The sequence below is a fragment of the Amycolatopsis sp. WGS_07 genome (assembly GCF_045278895.1).
In the GTDB taxonomy this organism is placed as follows: domain Bacteria; phylum Actinomycetota; class Actinomycetes; order Mycobacteriales; family Pseudonocardiaceae; genus Amycolatopsis.
The window spans coordinates 2,097,740-2,118,757 of record NZ_CP136053.1 but is presented as its reverse complement, the minus strand read 5'-3'; the positions used below and the strand labels follow the sequence as shown (position 1 = coordinate 2,118,757).

24 protein-coding genes are annotated in these 21,018 nt (G+C 69.3%); 18 read left to right on the top strand and 6 right to left on the bottom strand.

Going from position 1 to position 21,018, the window contains the following annotated elements; genetic code table 11:
* The first annotated feature begins 101 nt into the window (after positions 1–101).
* Both RPX00_RS09785 and RPX00_RS09780 read left to right on the top strand, forming a co-directional pair.
* Positions 102–1,397, top strand: a complete 1,296-nt coding sequence (locus tag RPX00_RS09785; RefSeq protein ID WP_406639202.1) for a helix-turn-helix domain-containing protein — start codon at positions 102–104, stop codon at positions 1,395–1,397.
* Positions 1,390–2,274 (top strand): phosphotransferase, encoded by an 885-nt coding sequence (locus tag RPX00_RS09780; protein WP_406639201.1) that lies wholly within the window; start codon positions 1,390–1,392, stop codon positions 2,272–2,274. Before RPX00_RS09785 ends, RPX00_RS09780 begins: the two co-directional genes overlap by 8 nt.
* A 105-nt stretch (positions 2,275–2,379) precedes the next feature.
* Here the strand turns inward: RPX00_RS09780 and RPX00_RS09775 are convergent, their stop codons facing one another.
* Positions 2,380–3,504: a helix-turn-helix transcriptional regulator gene (locus RPX00_RS09775; protein ID WP_406639200.1), complete on the bottom strand. Its 1,125-nt coding sequence runs from the start codon at positions 3,502–3,504 to the stop codon at positions 2,380–2,382.
* 138 nt (positions 3,505–3,642) lie between these two features.
* Positions 3,643–4,059 (bottom strand): NUDIX domain-containing protein, encoded by a 417-nt coding sequence (locus RPX00_RS09770; RefSeq protein WP_406639199.1) that lies wholly within the window; start codon positions 4,057–4,059, stop codon positions 3,643–3,645.
* 173 nt (positions 4,060–4,232) lie between these two features.
* On the opposite strand from RPX00_RS09770, the gene RPX00_RS09765 reads away from it, so the two are divergent.
* The 10 genes from RPX00_RS09765 to RPX00_RS09720 all read left to right on the top strand — a co-directional run bounded on the left by RPX00_RS09765 (position 4,233) and on the right by RPX00_RS09720 (position 11,214).
* Entirely contained in the window at positions 4,233–4,550 is a 318-nt protein-coding gene (locus RPX00_RS09765) for a hypothetical protein (RefSeq protein ID WP_406639197.1), read from the top strand.
* Complete coding sequence (locus RPX00_RS09760) at positions 4,499–5,002, top strand: TauD/TfdA family dioxygenase (RefSeq protein WP_406639195.1); 504 nt, start codon at positions 4,499–4,501, stop codon at positions 5,000–5,002. The genes RPX00_RS09765 and RPX00_RS09760 overlap by 52 nt, the downstream gene beginning before the upstream one ends.
* 191 nt (positions 5,003–5,193) lie before the next feature.
* Positions 5,194–5,808 carry a hypothetical protein gene (locus RPX00_RS09755; RefSeq protein ID WP_406639193.1) on the top strand — a complete coding sequence of 205 codons (615 nt, stop codon included), beginning with the start codon at positions 5,194–5,196 and terminating at the stop codon, positions 5,806–5,808.
* 73 nt (positions 5,809–5,881) lie between these two features.
* Positions 5,882–6,163, top strand: a complete 282-nt coding sequence (locus tag RPX00_RS09750) for a hypothetical protein (RefSeq protein WP_406639191.1) — start codon at positions 5,882–5,884, stop codon at positions 6,161–6,163.
* Between the two features lie 188 nt (positions 6,164–6,351).
* Positions 6,352–6,753, top strand: coding sequence for a hypothetical protein (locus RPX00_RS09745; protein ID WP_406639189.1), 402 nt, complete (start codon positions 6,352–6,354; stop codon positions 6,751–6,753).
* Entirely contained in the window at positions 6,750–7,868 is a 1,119-nt protein-coding gene (locus RPX00_RS09740; protein WP_406639188.1) for a thymidylate synthase, read from the top strand. The genes RPX00_RS09745 and RPX00_RS09740 overlap by 4 nt, the downstream gene beginning before the upstream one ends.
* Positions 7,865–8,407 carry a nucleoside-diphosphate kinase gene (locus tag RPX00_RS09735; RefSeq protein ID WP_406639187.1) on the top strand — a complete coding sequence of 181 codons (543 nt, stop codon included), beginning with the start codon at positions 7,865–7,867 and terminating at the stop codon, positions 8,405–8,407. The genes RPX00_RS09740 and RPX00_RS09735 overlap by 4 nt, the downstream gene beginning before the upstream one ends.
* Positions 8,404–9,666 carry a hypothetical protein gene (locus tag RPX00_RS09730; RefSeq protein ID WP_406639186.1) on the top strand — a complete coding sequence of 421 codons (1,263 nt, stop codon included), beginning with the start codon at positions 8,404–8,406 and terminating at the stop codon, positions 9,664–9,666. The genes RPX00_RS09735 and RPX00_RS09730 overlap by 4 nt, the downstream gene beginning before the upstream one ends.
* A 31-nt stretch (positions 9,667–9,697) precedes the next feature.
* Positions 9,698–10,363 (top strand): 3'-5' exonuclease, encoded by a 666-nt coding sequence (locus tag RPX00_RS09725; protein WP_406639184.1) that lies wholly within the window; start codon positions 9,698–9,700, stop codon positions 10,361–10,363.
* Positions 10,360–11,214, top strand: a complete 855-nt coding sequence (locus RPX00_RS09720; protein ID WP_406639183.1) for an aldo/keto reductase — start codon at positions 10,360–10,362, stop codon at positions 11,212–11,214. Before RPX00_RS09725 ends, RPX00_RS09720 begins: the two co-directional genes overlap by 4 nt.
* A gap of 327 nt (positions 11,215–11,541) precedes the next feature.
* Here RPX00_RS09720 and RPX00_RS09715 read toward each other — a convergent pair whose 3' ends face one another.
* Both RPX00_RS09715 and RPX00_RS09710 read right to left on the bottom strand, forming a co-directional pair.
* Positions 11,542–12,066 carry a hypothetical protein gene (locus RPX00_RS09715; protein ID WP_406639181.1) on the bottom strand — a complete coding sequence of 175 codons (525 nt, stop codon included), beginning with the start codon at positions 12,064–12,066 and terminating at the stop codon, positions 11,542–11,544.
* A gap of 132 nt (positions 12,067–12,198) precedes the next feature.
* Entirely contained in the window at positions 12,199–12,774 is a 576-nt protein-coding gene (locus RPX00_RS09710; RefSeq protein WP_406639179.1) for a hypothetical protein, read from the bottom strand.
* Positions 12,775–13,184: 410 nt separating this feature from the next.
* On the opposite strand from RPX00_RS09710, the gene RPX00_RS09705 reads away from it, so the two are divergent.
* Positions 13,185–13,427 carry a helix-turn-helix transcriptional regulator gene (locus RPX00_RS09705; RefSeq protein WP_406639177.1) on the top strand — a complete coding sequence of 81 codons (243 nt, stop codon included), beginning with the start codon at positions 13,185–13,187 and terminating at the stop codon, positions 13,425–13,427.
* 246 nt (positions 13,428–13,673) lie between these two features.
* On the opposite strand, the gene RPX00_RS09700 is transcribed toward RPX00_RS09705, so the two are convergent.
* Together RPX00_RS09700 and RPX00_RS09695 are read right to left on the bottom strand one after the other, a co-directional pair.
* Entirely contained in the window at positions 13,674–13,808 is a 135-nt protein-coding gene (locus tag RPX00_RS09700; protein WP_406639175.1) for a hypothetical protein, read from the bottom strand.
* An 87-nt stretch (positions 13,809–13,895) separates the two neighbouring features.
* Positions 13,896–14,357, bottom strand: coding sequence for a hypothetical protein (locus RPX00_RS09695; protein ID WP_406639174.1), 462 nt, complete (start codon positions 14,355–14,357; stop codon positions 13,896–13,898).
* A 1,079-nt stretch (positions 14,358–15,436) separates the two neighbouring features.
* Here RPX00_RS09695 and RPX00_RS09690 point away from each other — a divergent pair.
* The 5 genes from RPX00_RS09690 to RPX00_RS09670 all read left to right on the top strand — a co-directional run bounded on the left by RPX00_RS09690 (position 15,437) and on the right by RPX00_RS09670 (position 20,772).
* Positions 15,437–15,997 (top strand): hypothetical protein, encoded by a 561-nt coding sequence (locus tag RPX00_RS09690; RefSeq protein ID WP_406639172.1) that lies wholly within the window; start codon positions 15,437–15,439, stop codon positions 15,995–15,997.
* A gap of 66 nt (positions 15,998–16,063) precedes the next feature.
* Complete coding sequence (locus tag RPX00_RS09685; RefSeq protein WP_406639170.1) at positions 16,064–16,363, top strand: hypothetical protein; 300 nt, start codon at positions 16,064–16,066, stop codon at positions 16,361–16,363.
* Positions 16,360–17,196, top strand: coding sequence for a hypothetical protein (locus RPX00_RS09680; RefSeq protein WP_406639168.1), 837 nt, complete (start codon positions 16,360–16,362; stop codon positions 17,194–17,196). The genes RPX00_RS09685 and RPX00_RS09680 overlap by 4 nt, the downstream gene beginning before the upstream one ends.
* A gap of 1 nt (position 17,197) precedes the next feature.
* Positions 17,198–19,282: a hypothetical protein gene (locus tag RPX00_RS09675; protein WP_406639166.1), complete on the top strand. Its 2,085-nt coding sequence runs from the start codon at positions 17,198–17,200 to the stop codon at positions 19,280–19,282.
* Positions 19,279–20,772 carry an SCO6880 family protein gene (locus RPX00_RS09670; protein ID WP_406639164.1) on the top strand — a complete coding sequence of 498 codons (1,494 nt, stop codon included), beginning with the start codon at positions 19,279–19,281 and terminating at the stop codon, positions 20,770–20,772. The genes RPX00_RS09675 and RPX00_RS09670 overlap by 4 nt, the downstream gene beginning before the upstream one ends.
* Positions 20,773–21,018: the final 246 nt, after the last annotated feature.

Sequence of the window (21,018 nt, the reverse complement as noted above, 5' to 3'; positions counted from 1 at the left end):
ATAAAGCGAGTGATATTGATGCTGTGTCCGGTTGGTTGTTGCCGACAGGGGCCCAGTGCGGCACGCTGGCACGGGGGAGACGGAGGGATGGCGGACGAAAAATGGACGGCTTGTACTTCACCGGCACTGAGGCGACCGCGCTGCGCATCGCGATGGATTGCAGCGCGAAGGAATTCGCTGAGCACTTGGGCGTTTCGGTCCCCACGGTGAACGCATGGGCCAGCAGGACGCGAGGGGTGGATCCGGGTCCTCGGAGCCAGGAGTTGCTCGCGACCTTGCTGCGGAGGCAAAAGCCCGCAGTCCAGGAACGATTCTACGCGCGCGGCGGACCAGTGCCTGCGGTGCTGTCGCCGGCAGACTTGGACGAAGAAGCAGACGTTTCTGCGGAGGAAGCTGTGGCGCTGGCGGGCCGGACCGCGGGCTTAGTAGGGGATGTTTCCCTGGCCGACAGGCTGGAGATCGAACTATCACGGCTGTCGGTGGCGTATGTGCACGAGCCATTGCCGAAGGTATTCCGGGGCCTTCGCGACGTGCAGCGGGAGCTGGACCGCGCCCTCGTCGTGCCGCGCTCGCCTGCCGGACAGTCGCGTCTGCTGTGGCTATCGGCAGCCACCGGATTGCATCTGGCGCATGCCTGCCAGAATCTGGGCCGCACCGGGGCTGCTCTGAAACACGTGTTCGCCGCGCGCACCCTTGCTGACGCCGTCGACAGCGACGCACTGCGGGCAGCGTCGCATGCCACGACCGCACTATTGTTGGAATGGTCCCAGAAACCGGGGCAGGCTGTACTCGAAGCCCGAAAAGGCCTCTCGTACCAGGCAGGCGCGCATACCCGGCGTCGCCTGCGGGCCATTGCGGCCCGTGCCGCCGCTCGCGCTGGCGATGTCGAGACCGCCCAGGCAATGCTGCGGTTCGTCGAGGCTGGTCGCGAACCCGGGATTCCTGATGTGGACGCGATCGCTGACATCGGCGGATTGATGACGTTCCCGGCTGCCAAACTCCAGTACTACATCGGTGGCGTGAACCTGCTGCTGCATAGGCCCGAGCTGGCCGACCGCCATTCCAGTTTCGCTATTGAGACTTATCTGCGCGGCACCGAACACGACTGCTCCTACGGCGATTTGGCTCTGGCCCGGCTTAACCGTGCCGGTGCCCGCTTGCAACAAGGCGACGCCGCAGGTGCGATCGAAGACGTCGCAGCGGCGCTCACCCGATCAGACGGGCAGCCCTTGCCTGAAGAGCAACGCATCACACAGTTCGGCAGCGCCTTGGTTGACCTGCACCGTCGCGCACAGGACCTGCAGCGCCGCGGCGTGCCTGACGCCGATGCGGTCGCCGGACAGATCACAAACCACCTGCCATCCGCCGTTCCCGGCCTACCATCACCGAGTGCCTGACGACAACCTGCGAGCCATAGTCGAGTCAGCCTGCCGCCGTGCCGGGCTCGACTCGACGGGAGCCACGCGGCTGCGAAAACACGCCGCTGACGTCATTCTTCTACCAGCTGCCGCCGACGGCGGGCTGGTCCTGAAGGTGGCCCCCGCGAACAGTGCGTCCCGCGCCGATCGAGCCGTCACGCTCACCCGATGGCTGTGTGACCGGGGATTTCCATGTACGCGCCCCGCCGACATCGACCAGCCGTTTGTCGTAGAGGACCGCGTTGTCACGGTCTGGCTCCATTACGACCAACGCGGCCGTCCCACCCCAGGCGCGGCACACCTCGGGACCTTGCTGCGGGGCTTGCACCGGCTTCCCGTCCCCCGGATCGAGCTACCCGTTGCGCAGCCATTGTCCATGCTGGCGGGCCTGATCCAGAACGACTCCACGCTGCCACGTCAGGACCGCGACTGGCTCCTGCACGAACGTTCTCGGCTGTTGGACCGCTACCGAAGCCTCGACTTCCATCTCGGTGTTGGGCTAATCCACGGCGACGCCTACCCAGGAAACACTCTCTGGGACGCAGGCGACACGACAGTCCTGCTCGGGGACTGGGACGAAGCGGCGATTGGACCGCGCGAACTCGACCTCGCCAACACCGTCCAGGGGCGTCGATTCGGTCGCAGCACTGCCGAGATCAGTGCATTTTTCGACGCCTACGGGCACGACTTGCGCGACTGGAACGGTCTCGCCGTCCTAACTCGCATCCGCGACATGCATACGCTCGGAAGCTTCCTGCGCCGTGCGGCCCACGGCGATCGGCCGGCCGCCGACGAACTACGAGCGCGTGCGGCTTCTCTGCGTACCGGCAGCAGCGCAGCCTGGCACGCGGCCTGACGCACCAACCCCGCAACCGGCTTGAGCGCCGGGTTCCTTGTCGGGGTGGCCTCGGACTGACAAGGCTAGGTTCCACGGTCAGCGGAGACGGTGCCGTCCCTGCGGTCAGCTAACGGGAGCCAGCATGCCACGGATCCGTCGCAGCGCAGCGAAGCCGGCGTCGGCGACGGACGTCAGCCCACCGCGCTCGGCGGCGCGGATAGCGCGCTGCAGTTGGTGGGGCAGCCGCCTCTTCTCGGCGGTGGCGATTGCGGTGCGAAGGGTTTCGGCGGAACCTGCGTGCTCGCCGGTTGCGGCGAGGACCTCGCCTGTTGTGACGTTCTCGATGACTTGCCACTGCGGGGCGGCCGGTTCTCCGGCACCGCTGGCGTGCAGGACGCGGAGCGCGTCGCCGGGCCGTCCGAGGGAGAGCAGGCCGCGGGCGTGGATCTCGCGCATGGTGAAGGGGTTGAGCAGCATCCCGTTCTCTGCACCGGCATCTAGTGCTCGTCGGCAGCCGTCGATGGCGGTGTCGAATTTGTCGCCCAGTCCGGCATCGGCGGATGCGCGGGCGAGCAGTGCGAGCGCGGAGCCGTGTCCGGCCGGATCGGAGGAGACCGCGACAGCGTGCTCCAGGCGCGCAACGGCAGCGGAAAGCCGGTTGGCCTTGCGAAGTTCGTTGCCGTGCATCCGCAGCGTGTGTGCCAAAAACGGGGTGTCGTCCAAGTGACGTGCGAGGCGTAGGGCCTTGCCCGTCCAGGCCGCGGCACCGGTCAGCCGTTCCTCGGGCAGCACGGTGCCCAAGGACACCCCTAGCGCGAGTCGCGCCGAGGCGAGCAGCAGCAGGGTGTCGCGTTCGAGGCGGCCTTCGGCGGCGCGGGCCTCCAACCTGGCGACGAGCGGCCAGAGTTCGTTGACTGCCTCTACCGCTTTGCCCGATTGCCGGACGATCTCGGCGAGCCGGATCACGCTGTCGCCGAAATGGACGAGCGCGGCAAAATCGGCGTCGTCGGGGTCGGTGACGCCGAGCAGGTGGAAGGGAAGACCGAGCGCGCGGGCGATGTGGCGGCGGCTGGCGATGTCGCTGAGGGGGCTGCGGCGGGTTTCGATCTTTGCCACGTAAGTCTTGTCGTAGCCCAGCAACGGGGCGAGCGTCTCCTGGGTCAGGTTGTTCGCGGCGCGGTAGGCCCGCAGGATCGTCGCGAGGTCCCCGCTTGACAAGGCGGCGGCTGCGGCCGGGTCGGACCACATCCACACCGCACGTGCGAGTCGGGGCTCGGGCGCGGTCAGCGCCGCGCTGCTGGCGCGGCAAGTCGGACACGCCCCAGTCGGGGCGTAACGGCCCACAGCCGTTCCGCAGCGTTCGCACCGCTCGTCCACAACCCCGCGCTACTCAGTCGGCTGGAGGGTGCGGAGGCGGTCGAACCAGGCGGCGATCGAGCGCCGGTAGCCGTCAGGCATCCTCAAATCGGCCACTTCGTGCTCGGCAAACTCGCCGAGCCGGTTGTGCTCATGGCTGAGCACCGGGGCCTGGTCGGAGCCGGTGACGCATCCGTAGGTCACGATGAACACGTTCTTGCGCGCGACGGCGATGTAGTAGACCCACGAGTCCAGGATCTCGGCGACGTCGACCTGTAACCCGGTTTCTTCCGCGATCTCTCGGGCCACACAGTCCTCGGGAGTTTCGGGCAGCTCGATCCGGCCGCCGGGCAGCTCCCACTCCGAGCGCTCGTTGCGCACCAGCAGCACCCGGCCCTCCCGGACGAGCACGCCCTTGATCGACACCGGGTACACAGGTTCGGCCATCGGACGGGTCTCCCACCGTGAACGGGTGCGGACAGGGCGTGATTGCACCGTAGCAGCGCAGCAAGATTTTGCCAGACCAGCGGCGCTGACAATCTGTCAGTGGACGACGGCCGTTCGCGTCGGGTCTGCTGAACGCACTGATTCACCCCGCCGACGACTCAGGAGGTTGGCCGATGCTTGCTCCGCCCACCGGCGACCCGCTGTCCGCCTGCCGCGTCGACGTCGACGCGGCAGGCGGCGTCGACGAGTTCGTCGCGGTGCTGGCTCGCCGCGGCATCGCGCTGTTCGACGGTGTCCGCGACACCCAGGCACTGCGTGCGCTCGCCGAACGGCTGGGACACGTGGTGCGCCACCGTGACAGCGACTCGACCGGCCTCACCGTGATCACCGACCGCGGCGAGGGGGCCGCGCGGGCCGGGCCGGGTTCAGCGCCCGAGCGTTGGCCCCGCACACGGACTGTTCCGACCAGCCCCGGCCGCCGGGTCTGGTGATGATGGCCTGCGCCAGTCCCGCTCCGCAGGGTGGTGCGTGTGTGCTCGTCGACGGCCGGGCCGTGCACGCCGAACTCGCGGCCGCCCGGCCCGAGGCGCTGCTCGCCCTGTGCGCACCACGCGGCGCGTTGTTCGGCGGTTCAGCCGGATACGTCGGCACCGTCTTCGAGACGCAGCCCGACGGGCTGGTCGGCCTGCGGCTGCGACTGGACGAGCAAGTCCGGTTCTCCCCGCGTACCAAGCCATGGCTGTCCGACCTGCGCGCCGCCATCGACCGGCACACGATCACCCTCGACCTCGCGGCCGGGGCCGGGTACGCGGTGAACAACCGCAGGTGGCTGCACGGGCGCCGCGGATTCACCGGGCAGCGGGTGATGTGCCGGATACTGGTCGAACCCCGACCCGCCTGGCGCATCCCCGCCGGATTCGCGCCCGCCGGGGCGCTCCGGTGACCCCGCCGTCCGTGCATGTCCCTGCAGTGCAGGTACATCCGGTGCCGCGACGTCGTGCCTCGCCGAACCGCTTGCGCGGGTGCCGTTCTCCGCGAACGGTCTTCGGCGGACGCCCGACGCATGCGCGAAGCAGCCCGCCGCAGCAACGCCGCGTCTCGGCGGGTGTCGGCCGACGTGTTCGGGTTCACCTCATGAGCACCGGCGAGGTCGCCGCGCACGCGGTGATCGCTGCTGTCGTCGGTGCCGCGGTGGTCGCTGTCCTGGTTCCGCATTTGCGCCGCGTCCGCCTCGGCCGTGCTCGCTTTCTGGGCGGGCGGCAGTCGGAGAAGCCGCGCGCCGGACGGACGCCGGACGGCACCACGGCTCAGCCCCCCGAATTCGTGGCGGATGCGGGAAGCAGGCCCCTCGGCCCCCCGCATCCGCCACGTTCCAGCGCTGCGGCTGCCCGCCGAAAGACTGCCATGACCGGCGAGGCTTTCGCGTGCGAGGCAGCCTCGATTCCTGATCGCGATCGGATGAATATTTGGCGTGAACTCGCCGCAGAGAGCGAGCCATTTCGGTTCGCTTACCGGTGGGCTGCGAGCTTCGGAAAACTCTTCGTGTTCGGTGTTCTGCTTTTCGCGGCTTCGCTTGTCGCGTTGCTCGGCGACTATTCACGGTTTCTTTTGGCGGCGACTCTGCTGTCCAGCGCGATCCTGGTCGGGCTTCCAGCGCTGAAGCTGCATCGCATCGCGTGGCAGGCGCTCAATCTATCGGCCGGTGTCTACCTGGCCGCGCTGAAGGGAGAAGATTATGTGGACGAGTGACAACGCGCTCAAGGAATTGGCGTCCCGCGGTTTCCGTGCTATTCCGGTTGGGGACTCGCCCGGGCAGCCCGAGATGCTGCTGTTCACGCGACGGTGGGACGAGCCCTTCGTGGACGAGGTCATCATGAGGGGCGAGGCCGACGCGACGGCATGCAGGTATCGCCTCGCAGGCGACGCCGACAGGTCTGATCGCCGAGACTGTGTCTGGTATTCGGATGGGTCAGTCGTCGAGGTCGTCGACAAGATTATTTTCCATCTTCCGCACCCGGCACGCCCGGAGGCACCCAAACTGGTGATCCCCACGCCGGGCTCGCTTCTGTTGTCGCCCGGTGCGCGCGCCAAAGTGCGTGCGTAGCGACCGCCACGGCACGAGGCCGGGCAGCCGCGCCCGCGCGCGAGAACGCCGGGCACCACCCCGAGACGGGCCTAAGGCGTCGCGCTCGATCAGAACAAGACGGGCAAGGACTCCTGTCCCCGTCGCGTGGGCGGGAACGTGGTGTCCCCCAACAGAAACATCCTGTCGAGCGCTGAAGGGCGTGAAGCATGAACACAGTTCTCACCTTCAGCGAAGCGATTCGAACGGGTCATCCCGCTGTGATCGTCGTGGCCTGTCTGCTTCTGTTGTTGGCTCTTTTCGTGCTGTGGCTGAGGCGAGCCCAACGGCCCATCCCGGCTCCGCGCGGGCGGCCGACCGTGGACGACATCCGGGCACGGCTGGATACCGAGAAGGCAACGCGGCACTACGCGGACCCAGCCGAGACCCAGACGGTAGCGCTCGCGGGGTTCCGCAGCTGCGCCGAACAACCGGTGCCGGAGCGTGCCGAAGAAATCACGATGGTGATCCCGAAAGCCGAGGTCGCTGCCGTCGCCGCAGTCCGAGCAGCCGGTACGTGCCGGGACCTCCCTGATCCGCTACTGAGTCCCCGGGAAGGGGCAATGCGATGAACCAGCTGAGGGCGACGCCGGACCGAGGCCAGGAGCACACGATGCCGACACAGCCCGCCCCGCCTCCGCTGCCTCCCGCAGTCCTGAGCCCTCCGGTTTTCCGGAGCTTTCACGACGCCTACGCAGCGGTGCTGCACGACCTGGTGACGCATCCGCAGCACCACATCGACACCCGGGGAAACGCCGGCCCGGAACGGTTGAACGTTTCCTTCCAGATCACCGATCCTGCCGCGCGCGTCGCGTTGCTGGCGAGCCGCAAGACGAACGTCGTGTTCAACCTCGCCGAGGCACTGTGGTTCCTGGGCGGACGAGACGACCTGGCCATGATGCGGTACTACGCGCCTCGGATGGCGGCATACTCGCCGGACGGGCTCACCATCGCCGGTGCCGCGTACGGCACCCGGCTGTTCCGCGCGGGCGGCCAGCCTGATGCCCAGTCGCCGTTCGACGCGACCTTGGACCTCATCCGATCCGACCCCGACACCAAGCGCGCAGTCCTGCCGATCTTCACCGCCGCCGAGGTCGGCGACGGTCGCCACCCGGACGTGTCGTGCACGCTTGCCTTCCAATTCCTGTGCCGTGACGGGGCGTTGCACGCCGTGGGCTACCTGCGCGCCAATGACGCTTTTCAGGGCTTGGTCTCGGACGTCTTCTCGTTCACTTTCATCCAGGAACTCGCGGCGCGCCTGCTTGGACTGAAGCTGGGCACCTACACCCACCATGTCGGTTCGATGCACGTCGCGAGCGCCAAGCTGCCCAAGGTTCGCGCGATCGTCGCGGAGGCTGCGAACCCGGCACCGGCGCTGCCCATGCCGTGCATGCCCGCCGAGACGACGATGGACGCGGTCGAGGAGATCCGTGCGCACGAACAACGCCTGCGCGCCAATCTGGCCAGGCACACCGCCCAGTCGTTGGAACGCACGGGCCTGCCCGCCTACTGGCAAGGTCTCCTTGGCCTGCTGGAGATCTATCGGCAGATCGCTCACGAACCCGACGCTCGCCCGGTCGACCCCGGCATCCTCGCCGTCCTGCAACCCGCTCACCGCTGGCTTGTCCAGAAGAAATGGCCGGCTCGCATCCCCGCTGCGGACAGCCACGAGGCACGGCCGACATGAACATCCGCCCCCTTGCCTCGGACATCGAGTGGTCGCAATGGACCGTCGTGCTGGTCAAACCGGATTGCGTGGAACGCGGGCTGACCGGTGCGGTACTGGAGCGCATCCGCACCGAAGTCGCCATCGTCGCCGCCGAAATGATGACGGTGGCGGACTGGCAGATCTTCACCCACTACTGGGACCTGTTCGTCTTCCGGCACCGGCTGGGCGTGGACGTCGCCGAATGCCTGCGCCGCCGCTACGTCGGTCGGCCGGTCGTCATCGCGCTCGGCCACAGCAATGCCAACGACACCGCCGCCCGCGTCCGCGCGCTGCTCGGCGACTTCGACCCCACCGAGGCCCGGCCCGGCACCATACGCGCCGACTTCGGCACCGACAGCCTCGCCGCGGCGCGCCGCGAAAACCGGCTCGTGGACAACCTCGTTCACAGCTCCGACGACGCCACCGCTGCCTGGCGCGACTTCCACATCTGGTTCGGCGGCCACCGCGCCGACGAACTGCTCGTCGTATCCCGCACCCCGGAGGAACCTGACCTATGACCGCGACCCCGATCAGCGTCGCCGCGATCACCGCTCGCGGCGGCACGCGACTACAGATGATGCCCGCTGCCACGAAAGAGCAGCTCGACCCCTATATGGCACAGGTCGTCAGCTATCGCAAGAGCGGCCTGTCGCTCAACCACATCATCGGATGCCCTCTCGACTGCGCCTACTGCGTGCGGCATTTCTGGGGCAACTTCGCACAGAAAATCCCGCAGATGCTCGAAACCACCGCCGACGCGGTCCAGTTGCTGGTGGACCACCCCGGCTTCAAGCCGGATGTCACGCCGATCCAGATCTTCAACAAAGCGACCGACCCGTTCCTGCCCGCTGTGAAACCCGAGCTGTTCGCCGCCCTGCGCGATCTCGACCGGCGGGGCCTGACCAACCTGGTCCTGCTGATCACCCGGTTCCGCGTCACCGACGCCGACATGGCCGCGCTGGAGACGTTGACCAACCTGCGGGTCACGCTGCTATTCACCTATTCCGGCATCGACGACGCTCGCATCGAACCGATCGCACGAAGCTCGATCACAACCAGCTCGCTCGCCACCGCCGCCGCGACACCGAAACGGCGCACCAAAGTCATCCTCTACTGGAGACCGATCGTGCCCGGCTGGAACGACCGGCCCGACACCATGGCCCACGTTCTCGATGTCGGCCGCGCCGCCGACGCGATCGTGTTCACCGGCTATTACCACAAGCGCGAAAACGCCGAGTACATCGCCAGCCTAGGCATCGAGTTGCCCTACGGTGTCGAGGACGCAGCCCGTCGCAAGACCCTGCCTGCCGACCTGGACCGCGCAGTAGTCGACGCCTGGCGCTCGTCCGGAATCGACACCCCGCTGTACCGGAAGACTTCGTGCGGGGTCTCCGCCGTACACGGCGTTCCGGACTACAACGGGCACTGGGGCGTCAACGAACTCTGCGGCATCTGCCCGCTGGCCCAGCAGAACCTGTGCAGTGACGCTCACCGGGCCCCCTCGGTAGAGCAGCTGGACACGATATTCGATCGCCTCGGCTACCGTTCTCCGGTCATGTACGACGATGGCCACATATGGACCACCGGGCTCACCGAACAAGAGCGTTACCCGATCCAGCATCAAACCGGCTACCAGATCTGGGACACCGGCTTGCCTCACTTCCACGGCAATCACGGCCGTTCCCTGGTGGGCTTCGACCCTGACGGGGACGACCAGCGACACGTCGCGGCGATTCGACGCGAACTGGAGCACCAGGCACGGTTCGATGACGACTAGACCCGCAGCGCGACCACCGAACGGAGCCCTCGTGCCCGACACCACCGACGCTCCCTGGACCACCGCCGACCTCGTCGCCATCGACCTGGAAGGCAGCGGCCCGCAAGACCCCGCCGGAGAAGCGATTCTCGAGATCGCCCTGGTGCCCATCCGCTCCGGGGCTCCCGACATCGACAACGCCTACACCACGGTGATCAACCCCGAACGCCCCATCCGCCGCGGGCCCTGGATCTCCCCGGGCCTCACCTCCAGCGTGCTCGCCGCCGCGCCGCCCCTCGCCTCGGTCGCGCCCGAGATCGCCGAAAGGGTCGCCGGCAGGGTCCTCGTCGGGCACAACGTCGGTGTCGATTGGCGTCTGCTGCGCAAACGCGTCCCCGACGCTCGGCCCGCAGGTCTTCTGGACACCCTCCGCTTGGCGAAGGCACACCGTCCCGACCTGAAGAAGGGCCACAGCCTTTCCGACTGGATCAAACGGCTCGACCTCACCGACACGATCACCGCTGCGGCACCCGGAAGCCAGCCTCACCGTGCGCTCTGGGACACCGTCGCCGCCGGCCAACTCCTGGCCGCGCTAGCCACAGACACACCCGACACGCAGCCGAGCCTCGCTGTGCTCCTTGCCGCTGGAGGAATTCCCCTGGGCGACGCCCCGGCCCCGAAGCCCGATGATCAACAGACCCTGTGGGACTCCCTATGACGCTTCGCAAACCTGCTGATCTGAGCACCTTCCGCATCGGGGGCGATCTGCCCGTCACCCGGTACGGCCTCGGCACGATCCAGTTCACCGGCGATCCCGATCGCTGGGGACCCCCTGCCGACCCCGACCACGCCAAGGCTGTGCTTCGGGCCGCCGTCGAGGCCGGGATCACTCATATCGACACGGCCGACTGCTACGGCCCCCGCCACTGCGAAACCCTCATCGCCGAGGCGCTGCACCCGTATCGCGACGAGATCGTCATCGCCACCAAGGGCGGAATCCGCCGCACTCGCCCGGACGAATGGGACCACTACGGCCATCCCGACTACCTGCGATCCTGCATCGACCAGAGCCTGCGCCGACTGCGCCGCGACACGCTCGACCTGTACTACCTGCACCGGATCGACCCGCGTATTCCGCTCGCAGACCAGCTCGGCGCCCTCGTCACCGCCAGACAGAGCGGCAAAATCCGCCACATCGGGCTGTCCAAAGTCACCCTGGACGAACTCGAACAGGCACAGAAGATCACCCCTGTCGCCGCCGTCCAAAATCCCCACAATCCCGCCAGCGCGGACCATCGCCTCCGCGAGCATTGCCACAAGCACAACCTCGCCTACGTGCCATACCGCCCATTCGCAGGCACCGCCGACCACCTCGCAGCACCGGCGGAACACCTTCAGCAGCGCATCGATCACGCCATGCGCTCCCATCTCACGGACGCTCCGACCACGCTGCTCATCCCCGGAACCCGATCAATCGACCACCTCACCGCAAACCTCGCAGCCTTCAGGCACATCACCGCAACGACAAGTGATCCCTCCGCGAGCGCCGCTCGACGACAACCGAGGTAAAGGGACACGACAGTGAGACGCCGGTCGCTGACGAGCGGTCGCCGAATACGTCGGGCGCGGGCCCGACGTATTCGAGGGGGAGGGAACACGCCGAGCCCGCCTTGCGAGCGTAGCTGCGGACCGGGACTAGATGCCGCGCGAAGCCATGCCTAGGCGCTCCTTGCGGCGTCTCCCGGTGAAGGATCGTCGCCGGGCACCCCGGAAACCGTGCCCCGATACCGCGTTGCACCCGATTGCATTGGCAGCGACCGAGCCTGCGGGGCTGGCCGACTCGCATTGATCGCGCAAGCACGGCCTCGCCGTCAGCAGAGGTTGGCGGATAGTGGTTCAGAAGTGGGCGAGGTCTTCCGGCGTGGCCGTGCGCAGGACGAGGCGGTCGACCAGTTCGGGCACGCCGACGCACCAGAGGGTTGTGCCGTCTTTCCAGGGCAGTTCGAGCACAGCGACGCCGAGGGCGTCGGTGCGCTGCCCGGTGGTCAGGGCGTTGTCGCAGGCCACCGTCGCGGTGGTGGCGGCGGCGTAGTCGGCGGCGTGCTGGATGCGCTGGTAGCGCTCGCGGCGGGCGGTCGGGTCGGGCGGTGCCTCGCGGTCGAGGTTTTCTTGTGTGAACAGGTAGCGGTCGGGGTTGGCGACGACGTCGGCGCGGCCGAGGAAGTTGCTCAGCAGGTCGGGGATGGTGTCGATGGGCAGGCCGCGAGGATTGAGGCCCTCGCGGGAGCGGACGGTTTTCACCATCAGCTGATAGCGGGCGTCGCGGTCGTAGAGCAGTTCCAGCGCGGACACCACTGCGTCGACGCCTTGGACGTTCCAGCCGACGGCCGGGCCGAGGCCGAGGCTTTCGTGCGGTGCCATGAGAGGACAGGGGAAGCGGCCGAGGTAGTCGGCGAGGGCGGGGCCCCGCGGTGTCGGGGCCCCGCTGTCGTCAAGGTGCATGCAGTGCTCGCAATCGCGGATCTTGGCCTGGTGCAGGCGTTTCCGAGGTGCTCAGAAGATGGTAGTGCTAGCCGAGGGTCCGCCGGAATAGCAGACCGCGCCGTCGACGAGGATCGCGAAGTTCGCGCCTCCTCCCCGGACTACCGCGTAGCCCGGGCCGGCGGTCAGTCCGGGGACCGTGCGGTCCTCGTTCCAGAAGCGATCGCTGGGGAAGCCGGAGGAGAACGGCTGGGTGCTCTCGCCTCCGTTGTCGTCGAGCGTGACGTCCCACGACCGGCTGACGGTCGGGAGGCGGACGAAGAAGCCCGTGGACAGGCGTACTCGGAGGTGGCCGATGCCGTCCTCCCACACCCACGATCTGCCGCAGTCGCCGGTGACTACGTTGGCGGGCGGAAGACCGGCCTGGGCACCCTTGCGCACCGAGTACTGGGTGCCGTCCGGGTTGGTGCGGATCTCGTAGCCGTGCGCGGCAGCGACCGTTGCATCGAACCGGGCGACGGTCATCATGCCCTCGACTCGGTGCGGGCCTACGGGGGCTGCGCCCGCAAGAGCGGGGGCTCCGAGAGTCCCGAGGGCGGCGGTGCCGAGGACAGCTGCTGCGCACGCAGCGAAACGTCGTCTTGTCATGATTTCTCCCCTTTTGATCGCGTTGTTTCGACAGCGAGCAAGTACGCAAACCGGTATCTCCGCCCTGGATTTGAAAAAATGGGCGAAGGAAATGCGGTGCATCACTGCCGAATTTCGGATAACGGCCGTGCCAGCGCGGGCCATGGCCGTGGCGGCGCCGGATCGTCGGCTTGCTCGCGGTGCCGTCCGCGTCGACGGCCCGAGCACTGTCCATGTTGGCGGCAATCTGATTCCGCGTCCAGACCGGAAGACCGGTCATCTATGTTCGCACGCGGGCCGAAGCTGCTGGTGGAGCGAAGGAATCGTCGACTTGATCGAGCGGAGGAGAAGCTCCTCCCGGCGGGGATCGCCCTGTCTGCACTACTGTTCTGGTCGGAGGGTCGGGGACAGTCGCGAACAGGGGAAGTGTCGTGGATGCGCCATTCGGCCGCGCGCTGCGTCATCATCGGGAGCAACGGAATCTGACGCAGAAAGAACTGGCGGTAAAAGCTGGACTGTCCGAATGCACAATTCGCCGCTGGGAGACAGGGCGGCACCGGAATCCGCAAATCATGTCCGTGCAGCGAGCAGCGGACGCGCTCGATCTCAAAAAAGGCGAGCGCGAGCGACTGCTGGCTGCAGCCATGTCCGAGCCGTCCGGCGGCGAAGACTGACCGGCAGCCGATAAGGACAGGCCCGTCCGCCGGAGGTCGGCGGACGGGCTGTCCTCGGCCGACGGTGACGCGGAGGTAGTAGCTGAGCAGCGGCGGCGATTCGGTCTTCGCTCTAGCCGCGAGGAGAGGTTCCGGCAGATGCGGATAGGCGAAGTCGGCGAGGAGCTGCGCGACTTTCTGGACAGGCGGGTTCAAGGAAGACTGCAAGCGTTTCGACGATGATCTGCGGGACTTCGTGGACGGCGCTTAGGGAACCACCATCTGCCCGTGCCGGGCGTGCTCGGCCGTCAGCTCGCGCCGGCGGGTGATCACCATCAGCCGCCGTCGGGACAGCGGCGGCAGGGCTTGGCTGATGCGGTTGCCGCTTGCGAAGGGATGCATCAGACCCGGCAGGTTCTCGCCGTGAAGGACGAACAGTCCCGGCAGGCTGCATGGCCCGGAAGCCCGGTTGCGCGACAGCCGAGGCGGTTAGAGCCGGTCTCGCCGTCTTCCTGATGCGCAGTCCGAATCCGGGGCGTCTGTCCGACCGCTCGCGCTGTCGGGGTGTCCGTTTAAGCGGTCTGCCCACTCTTCGATGACACGGTCGATGGCATCTGTGTCGACGTTGCCGAAGGCGTTGATCTGCAGGCACCACGCCGGGTTGCCGTCACTGGTTGGCCCGGTGCTGCGAAGGAACGACCGGTATGCCGACGGCAGTCCGGTCCGTTCTGCTGGAGTGCCCGGGCCGAACTTCGACGCCAGCATCGGGTCTGTGCGAAAGCAGGCGGCCAGTGTGGCGACGAAAGCTTCCGCGGCGGAGGGACTGATTCCGTCGGTTGCGGTGTGGCGGGCGCCGTCGCTGGTGAAGGCGATCGCGAATTCGACTCCGGGGATCACGGCGAGGTCGGCGAACGCCTTGTCGTTGGCGTCGTTCAGGTGATGTCCGGGCATCGTGGCTCCTTGGTGTCCGCGGTGTCGAAGGTCGGCTGATCGGACGCGCCGCGCCGTCCATGCGGGCGGATCCGAAGCAGAGGGGTGCGGCGTCGGGCACCGCGGCGAAAGTCGGCGAGCGCCAGCGATTCGGGGTTCCTGTCGCGAGCTTGTGTTCTACGCCAACCGTATACGGACGTGCAACAGGTGTACGACAGTCAGGCGAGTTGGCGGCCGGGGCGCTGCTTCGGCCGCGACGGCCGGGCTGTTCGCCCGGGAGCCCAGGCCGGCGGGACCGGCCGCCGTTTCGGCCGGAGGCCGTGCGGCATCGACGGCCGCGATCGCCGGCGGCGGAGATCCGAATCGCCTCCGCTGTCTCCCGGCTCCTGCCGACCGGCGGCCCCCGTCCGCTCCGCGCTCTCCTGCCGCGTCGAGCGGTCGGCGTGCCGGAGCGGTCGGCGAAGTCCCGCCGTGCGCCTACCCGCTCCGCGCAGTCAGACACGCAGGGTCATCAATCAACTGAGTTTGCTAGGCCATTCGAGTGATAGATCAACTGAGTTGCGGTCACTCTCTGGTGTTCACGCTGAGCGACAGGTAGACCTGAATATGCCTCCTGATAAGGGGGATCGTGGTAACGCACAGTATTCGCGTGACTGGTAGTGAGGGGATCACTCGTTCCGGCACGCGGATGCCGCGCTCGACACCGGTGATGCCCGACCTCAGTTCGAGCACGCAGTGTGATCGCCGGTGCGGGTGTGCGCGAGAGGGGCAGGGGGCCGTGTCTCGCGCGGGAACCCGCATCGGCGGCGCGGCGGAGAGCTGCGTTTCCGCGGTCGGGGGCTGCGTGGCCCGGGTCGTCCCGGCAGGGGGAGGGCGATCCGTTGATCGCCCTGGTGGGCCGGTTCGCCCGGGCTCCGCAGCTCCACATCCGCGCCGCCGCGAGCGGCGCCTGACCGTCTGACCGGCCGGATCCCGGCCGCGGATTTCTGGGGACAGCAAGCAGTCGTCCTGGCCCACCCGGGACCGACCTGGTCGACGCCGCACGCCGGCGTCACGAGGCGTCGGGGGGCGTGGTGACAGGTGAGAGAAAGCCTCTGGACGTGGCCGGGGTCGCCGGCGGCGTCGGCACGTCCACCTGGGTGCGGATCCTCGCCCTGGCGCGGGCGCCTGCGACCGATCTCGGGGTCTACCGCGGCGGGCCGGTGGAGGTGCTGGTCACCGACACTTCGGCGCGCGCGGCGGCGCGGATCGGTCCGGCGCTCGCGCGGTGTCCGCACAAGCCGCTGCTGGTGGTGATGCACCGGGACCCGGCCGACGTCGCAGTCTCGCGGGCCTTTCTGCGCCAGGCCCTCCCGCACATCGCGGGCGGGTTCGAGGTCGGGCACCGGCGGGAATGGCTGCAGGCGGTCGAGGTCCCGGCGCGGCTGGTCTTCAAGGACAAACCGCTTGGCGGCGTGCTCAACCAATTCTGGCGAGCGCTCGCCGACATGTACCGGCCGCCCGCCGCCGACCCGCGATCCGCAGGCGCGGCCCAGGCCGCGCAGCGGATTGCCCCAGTGCCGCAACGGGTTCCCGCGGGAGCGCGGGCGGGTCCTGCGGCGTGGCAACCGGTTTCGACGCACAACGGCCGTGTCGGCCAGCCGCTTCCGCGCGGCCGGTGAATCAGCCGACTTCTCATTTTTCGGGCGAACTTCGGGGGAATTCGCGTCATGTCTTTACGTGTGTTCATGTCTGCTGCGCTGCCGTGGCTCGCGCAGCCGCCGTCGGTCGTGCCGGTGCCTCAGCCGGTCAACCCGGGAGGGGCGATCGGCAAGGCGACGGACTTCGTGTTGGGGCTGATGATGTGGGGCGGCCTGGTGGGCGCGGTCGGCGCGTTGATCGCGGCCGGGGTGATGATGGTGATCGGCCGACGGAACCGGAACAACCTCGCGATCGACGGCGCCATGTCGCTGCCGTGGATTCTGGCGGGTCTCGCGCTGGTTCTCGGGGCTTCCAGCTTCGTGACGTTCTTCCTGAGCGGCCAATGACGCCGCCGGGGAAGCCGAAGAGGACCGCGACACGGCTGCGACGCGCGGCGGCGGCGCTGCTGTGCGCGCTCGCCTCGGGGCTGGCCGGCGGCGCGGCGAGCGCGGAACCGGAATCGCCGCTGCTGGAGAAGTACGTTCCGGCGTCGCCGGAATGGGCGCGCTCGCCATGGGCGGCAGACGGGCCGTGCGCGGCGCGGGGCGGGGACGTCTCCCGCTGGGCGGCCTCGCTGGTCTCCGACACGACCGTCCTGTTGCGACGCTTCCAGCCTCGTTCTTTCGTTTCTGCGCAGTCGGATCCGGGAGCCGAGCGCGGCCGCGCCGTCCTGGCCGGGTACGCAAAGCTCGCCTCGGTCGCCGCGTCGGCGGTGCCGCGCGGGTACTGCGCGGCGGACCTGGCCGGATGGTCCGGGACAGCGGGAGGCGGGGAGCCGTTCGGGATCCGATGGCAGCCCCGGGCCGACGGCGACGCCCGGCCCCGGTTCTCGTGCGATCCGGACGACCCGGCCGACGCCCGCATCGAACGCCTCATGGGCGCGCAACAGGCGATGTGCGACGGATTCGCGGTGCGCTGCGCGAACGCCGCCGGGCCCGACGCTCAGCGGTGCGCGCTGTGGAACGACTTCTCGGCCGCGTACGTGCGCGAGGTCAACCGCCTGCGGACCGCGGCGATCGAGGCGCACCCGGCGCAGGTCGAGCACGCGCCCCGGGAGTGGTCGGTGACCGGCGCGGGCCTGGGTTTCCTTGTCGTGACAGGGATTCTGGCCGTCGCCGTGCTCGTCGTGGCGATCCGTGCACGCCGCGCCCGGCCGGGCGCCCGCCGCGGGGGTGTGTGAGATGCGCGCGTTCGGGAACCGGCCACGGCACCCGCTGCTGCGGGCCGCCGCGGGGCTGCGCGTGGTGCTGGTGATCGTCGTGATCGGACTCCTCGGCGCTCCGGCCGCCGGTGCGCAGACCCCGGATCTGCCGAACCTGCCGGGGAACCTGCAGAAGTACGTGCCGGGGTCGCCCGCGTGGCGGGCCGCGCCGTGGACGACGTCGATGACGTGCCTGGCGCGCGGCGGGGACTTCTCTGCGTGGGCGCGCTCGGTGATCCGGGATGCGCCCGAGCTGCTGAGCTATTTCCAGCCGAAGGTTTTCGGGCCGCAGCGGGACCCGGGCAGCAGCGCGATGGCGGACGCGATCGCGGCGGGCTACAGGCAGACGGCGGACGAGGTGCTCGCGCGGATGCCGACCGGGCTCTGCGTCGACGAGCTGACCCGGTGGACGGCCAAAGACCCGTTGGCGAAGCCGTTCGGTTTCCCCTGGGGGGTGACGGAGAAGGACGGGCACCAGTCGAAGTACAGCTGCCGTCCGGATGCGATCGACCCGAGCACGCCCCCGGCGCAGCAGTACAACCGGTACGTCGGCGCGGAACGCGGGCCCTGCACGGGATTCTGGATCGAGTGCGCCCACGCCGACGCGGCGGACAAGCAGCGGTGCACGGCGTGGAACGCGTTTTCCGACGACTTCGTGCGGCGCGTGGACAAGCTGCGCGACCGCGCGATCGCCGACCATCCGCCGTTGCGGCACAACGACACCGACACCCGGCTCAAGTCGCCGGGCGAGATCGTCGGCGATGTCGTGGGCGGCTGGTTCGCCGATCTCACCAAAGCGTTCGCCTCGTCCGCGGCGAAGATGCTGGCGTGGTCGGCGACCTATTGGCTGCGCACCGACCGCAGCTGGATGCTGACCAACCCGGCGATCGACGACGTGCGGGGGATGCTGCACGGCGTCACCGTCACGATCCTGGTCGGAAGCCTGATCTGGCAAGGCATCCAGGTCATGTGGAAACGCAAGCCCGACCCGCTGGTGAGCGCCGGACTCGGCCTGCTGTCGTTCGTCGGGTGGTCGTCGATGAGCACCACGCTCGCGATCGTGCTCAACGAAGCCGGCGTCGCACTGGCCAGCCAGGTGCTGGACAAGAGCATCAAAAGCTTCGCGGACGCGGTCGGCGGGTCGCTGCTGGGCCAGGTCGGCGCCGCCACGGGCGTCACGTTCTTCCTCTCGATCATCCTGTTGCTGCTGGGAGTCGTGCAGTGGGTCCTCGGGTTTTTCCGGCAGGGTGCCCTGGAAGTCCTGCTGGCCCTGGTGCCCACCGCGGCGGCCGGGCAGTTGACCGACGGGATGCGGCCGTGGTTGCGCAAGGTTTTGACCTGGTGTTTGAGCCTGATCATGTACCAGCCGATCTGCGCGGTCGTGTTCTCGATCGGTTTTTTGTTGATCGGCGACGCCAAGGACCTCTCGTCGGTGATGGTCGGGGTGACCGTGGTCTTCCTGGCGACCATCGCGATGCCGGTGATGATGCGGTTTTTCGACTGGGGCGGGCAGAAGTTCGCCGGCGGGGGCGGCGGAGGCGGCGGCGCGATGGCGCTCGGCGCGGCGGCGTCGATGCTCGGCGGCAACGGCGCGGTCTCGGCCTTCACACGCCTGATGGACCGGACCGGCCCGGGCGGGGGCTCGGAGAAGCCGGACGACGACGGCGCTCCGGCGGTGCAGCTCGCCACGCACGGCGACGGCCCGGGCGGGCCCGCCGATCCTTCGGGCGGCGGCGGTCAGCCGTGGGGCCAGCCGGGCGGCGGCACCGGCGGGCCGCCGATCACGCCGAGCGGAGACGGCTCCTCGGGAGGCTGTGACCTGGCGGGCACGGCGGCGTCGGTGGGCGCGGCGGCGGCCAGCGGCGGCGCGTCGGCCGCAGCCGGAGCCGGATCCTCGGGCGGCGCAACGGGAACCGGCGCGGGTTCGGGCGCGCTGGGCGCCGTGTCGGCGGTCGCCGACGGGGCGAGGGCGGCGTCGGCGGCCGCCGGGACCGCAGCGAGCGCGGCGGCGGAGACCTTCGCCGAGGGCGCCGAGGGCGCGGACGAGCCGGGGGCCGAGCGATGAGCAAAACCCGCATGTACGGCGGATGGCGCCCGCGCAGGGGCTACGGAGTGGGCCGCCTCACCGAAACGCAGACCGCGGTGATGGGCGGGGTCGTGTTCGCTCCGGTCGGCGTCTGGATCGTGCTCACGACGGCCCGGCTCCCGCTGACGGTCATGCCGTTCGTCCTCGTCGCGGCGGCGGTCGCGGCGGTGCTGACGCTTGTGCCGCATCGCGGGCACGGGACCTCGCTCGGCGGCGCGGCGGTGATGTGGGCGCGCACTGCCGCCGCGCGCCGCCGGGGCTGGAACCGCTGGGAAGCGGGGGTGTTCAGCCGCCACCCGCGCGCCGCCGAACTCCCCGGGGTGCTCGCGCCGATCGTGCCGCTGTCCACACGCGACGGGCTGGGCCAGCCCTACGGCCTGCTGTGGGACCGCCAGACCGGGCGGCTCACCGGATCGGTCCGCCTCGCTCCCGTCGGGACCGTACTGACCGACCAGGACCGGACCGACCTGTGGGTCGGAGCGTACGCCGCCTGGCTGGCGCGGCTCGGCGAGGAGCCCACCGTCGAGTGGGCCGGGATCGTGGTGGAATCCGCGCCGTCCCCGGGCACCGAGCTGGCCGACTACGTCGCCGCGCGCATGGACCCGGCCGCGCCCCGCCTCGCGCGGGAGACATTGACCGAGCTGGCCGACTCGCACCGCGGGTCCACCGCCGACATCAGCGTCCGGCTGTCGGTCACGTTCCAGCCCGGACGAGCGAAGCCGACGCCGAAAGACGACGGCGAGCGGGTCGCCGAAGTGTCGCGGGCCATGTCCGGACTGGAGGCAGACCTGCCGCTGTGCGGGGTCGCCACGCTCGGGCGGGCCACGGCGGCCGATTTCACCCACTGGCTGAGGGCGGCGTACGACCCGCACGCACGCGGCGAGGTGGGCCGTCTGTCGGAGGAAGGGCACCTGCTGGCCTGGGCGGACGCGGGCCCGGTCCGCGCCGCAGCGCTCTACGACCACCTGTGGCACGACTCCGGCTGGAGCGTCAGCTGGGCGATGTCGGCGTTGCCCACTCAGCTCGTGACGTCCACTGTGCTCACGCCGCTGACGACGCCGGGCCGCTGGCACCGGCGGGTCGCGATCTGCTTCCAGCCCGTCCCGTCCGACCAGGCCGCGAGCCTGGTCGAGCGGGAGACCGCGGGCTCGGCCTTCCGCCGGGGTTTGCGGCGACGGCGCAAGCTCGACGAGACCGCCCGCGACCGGGTCGACGAGCAGCGCGCCGCGAAAGCGGCGGAGGACGAGGCCCACGGCGCCGGGGTCGGGCTGTGGACCATGTTCGTCACCACCACCGTCGAGGACCCCGCCGCGTTGCCGGACGCGATCGCCGACGTCGAAAGCCGGGCCCGCGCCGCGAAACTGCGGCTGCGCCGCTGCTGGGGCTGGCAGCACGCAGGATTCGCGGCGTCGATCGGCGTCGGGATCCACCCGCCGGAACTGGCCAGACGCGGAAGGCGGGCGCGATGACACCGGCACCCGGACCGCCCGAACCCGCCCCGCGCGCGAGCGCGCCGACCCGGCGCGCCCGCACCGGCGCGACGACCCCGGGGCCCTCGCCCTGACCCCAGCAGACCCGGAGCACCGGCACGCCGCGAGAGCGGCTCCGGCGCACCGTCCACACAGGACCGCAACGAAAGGAGGAACCGGCACAGCCCTTCAGCACCGTCGCGGGAGGCAGCGCCTCCCGCGCCACCACGGCCAAGGAAACCGATT

What these genes read in the sequence shown, in the direction of transcription:
- RPX00_RS09785 (WP_406639202.1), top strand. Translation starts at nt 102, where the DNA reads ATGGACGGCTTGTACTTCACCGGCACTGAGGCGACCGCGCTGCGCATC.
- RPX00_RS09775 (WP_406639200.1), bottom strand. Translation starts at nt 3,504, where the DNA reads ATGTGGTCCGACCCGGCCGCAGCCGCCGCCTTGTCAAGCGGGGACCTC.
- RPX00_RS09770 (WP_406639199.1), bottom strand. Translation starts at nt 4,059, where the DNA reads ATGGCCGAACCTGTGTACCCGGTGTCGATCAAGGGCGTGCTCGTCCGG.
- RPX00_RS09765 (WP_406639197.1), top strand. Translation starts at nt 4,233, where the DNA reads ATGCTTGCTCCGCCCACCGGCGACCCGCTGTCCGCCTGCCGCGTCGAC.
- RPX00_RS09755 (WP_406639193.1), top strand. Translation starts at nt 5,194, where the DNA reads ATGAGCACCGGCGAGGTCGCCGCGCACGCGGTGATCGCTGCTGTCGTC.
- RPX00_RS09750 (WP_406639191.1), top strand. Translation starts at nt 5,882, where the DNA reads ATGCTGCTGTTCACGCGACGGTGGGACGAGCCCTTCGTGGACGAGGTC.
- RPX00_RS09745 (WP_406639189.1), top strand. Translation starts at nt 6,352, where the DNA reads ATGAACACAGTTCTCACCTTCAGCGAAGCGATTCGAACGGGTCATCCC.
- RPX00_RS09740 (WP_406639188.1), top strand. Translation starts at nt 6,750, where the DNA reads ATGAACCAGCTGAGGGCGACGCCGGACCGAGGCCAGGAGCACACGATG.
- RPX00_RS09735 (WP_406639187.1), top strand. Translation starts at nt 7,865, where the DNA reads ATGAACATCCGCCCCCTTGCCTCGGACATCGAGTGGTCGCAATGGACC.
- RPX00_RS09730 (WP_406639186.1), top strand. Translation starts at nt 8,404, where the DNA reads ATGACCGCGACCCCGATCAGCGTCGCCGCGATCACCGCTCGCGGCGGC.
- RPX00_RS09720 (WP_406639183.1), top strand. Translation starts at nt 10,360, where the DNA reads ATGACGCTTCGCAAACCTGCTGATCTGAGCACCTTCCGCATCGGGGGC.
- RPX00_RS09715 (WP_406639181.1), bottom strand. Translation starts at nt 12,066, where the DNA reads ATGGCACCGCACGAAAGCCTCGGCCTCGGCCCGGCCGTCGGCTGGAAC.
- RPX00_RS09710 (WP_406639179.1), bottom strand. Translation starts at nt 12,774, where the DNA reads ATGACAAGACGACGTTTCGCTGCGTGCGCAGCAGCTGTCCTCGGCACC.
- RPX00_RS09700 (WP_406639175.1), bottom strand. Translation starts at nt 13,808, where the DNA reads ATGCATCCCTTCGCAAGCGGCAACCGCATCAGCCAAGCCCTGCCGCCG.
- RPX00_RS09695 (WP_406639174.1), bottom strand. Translation starts at nt 14,357, where the DNA reads ATGCCCGGACATCACCTGAACGACGCCAACGACAAGGCGTTCGCCGAC.
- RPX00_RS09685 (WP_406639170.1), top strand. Translation starts at nt 16,064, where the DNA reads ATGTCTGCTGCGCTGCCGTGGCTCGCGCAGCCGCCGTCGGTCGTGCCG.
- RPX00_RS09680 (WP_406639168.1), top strand. Translation starts at nt 16,360, where the DNA reads ATGACGCCGCCGGGGAAGCCGAAGAGGACCGCGACACGGCTGCGACGC.
- RPX00_RS09675 (WP_406639166.1), top strand. Translation starts at nt 17,198, where the DNA reads ATGCGCGCGTTCGGGAACCGGCCACGGCACCCGCTGCTGCGGGCCGCC.
- RPX00_RS09670 (WP_406639164.1), top strand. Translation starts at nt 19,279, where the DNA reads ATGAGCAAAACCCGCATGTACGGCGGATGGCGCCCGCGCAGGGGCTAC.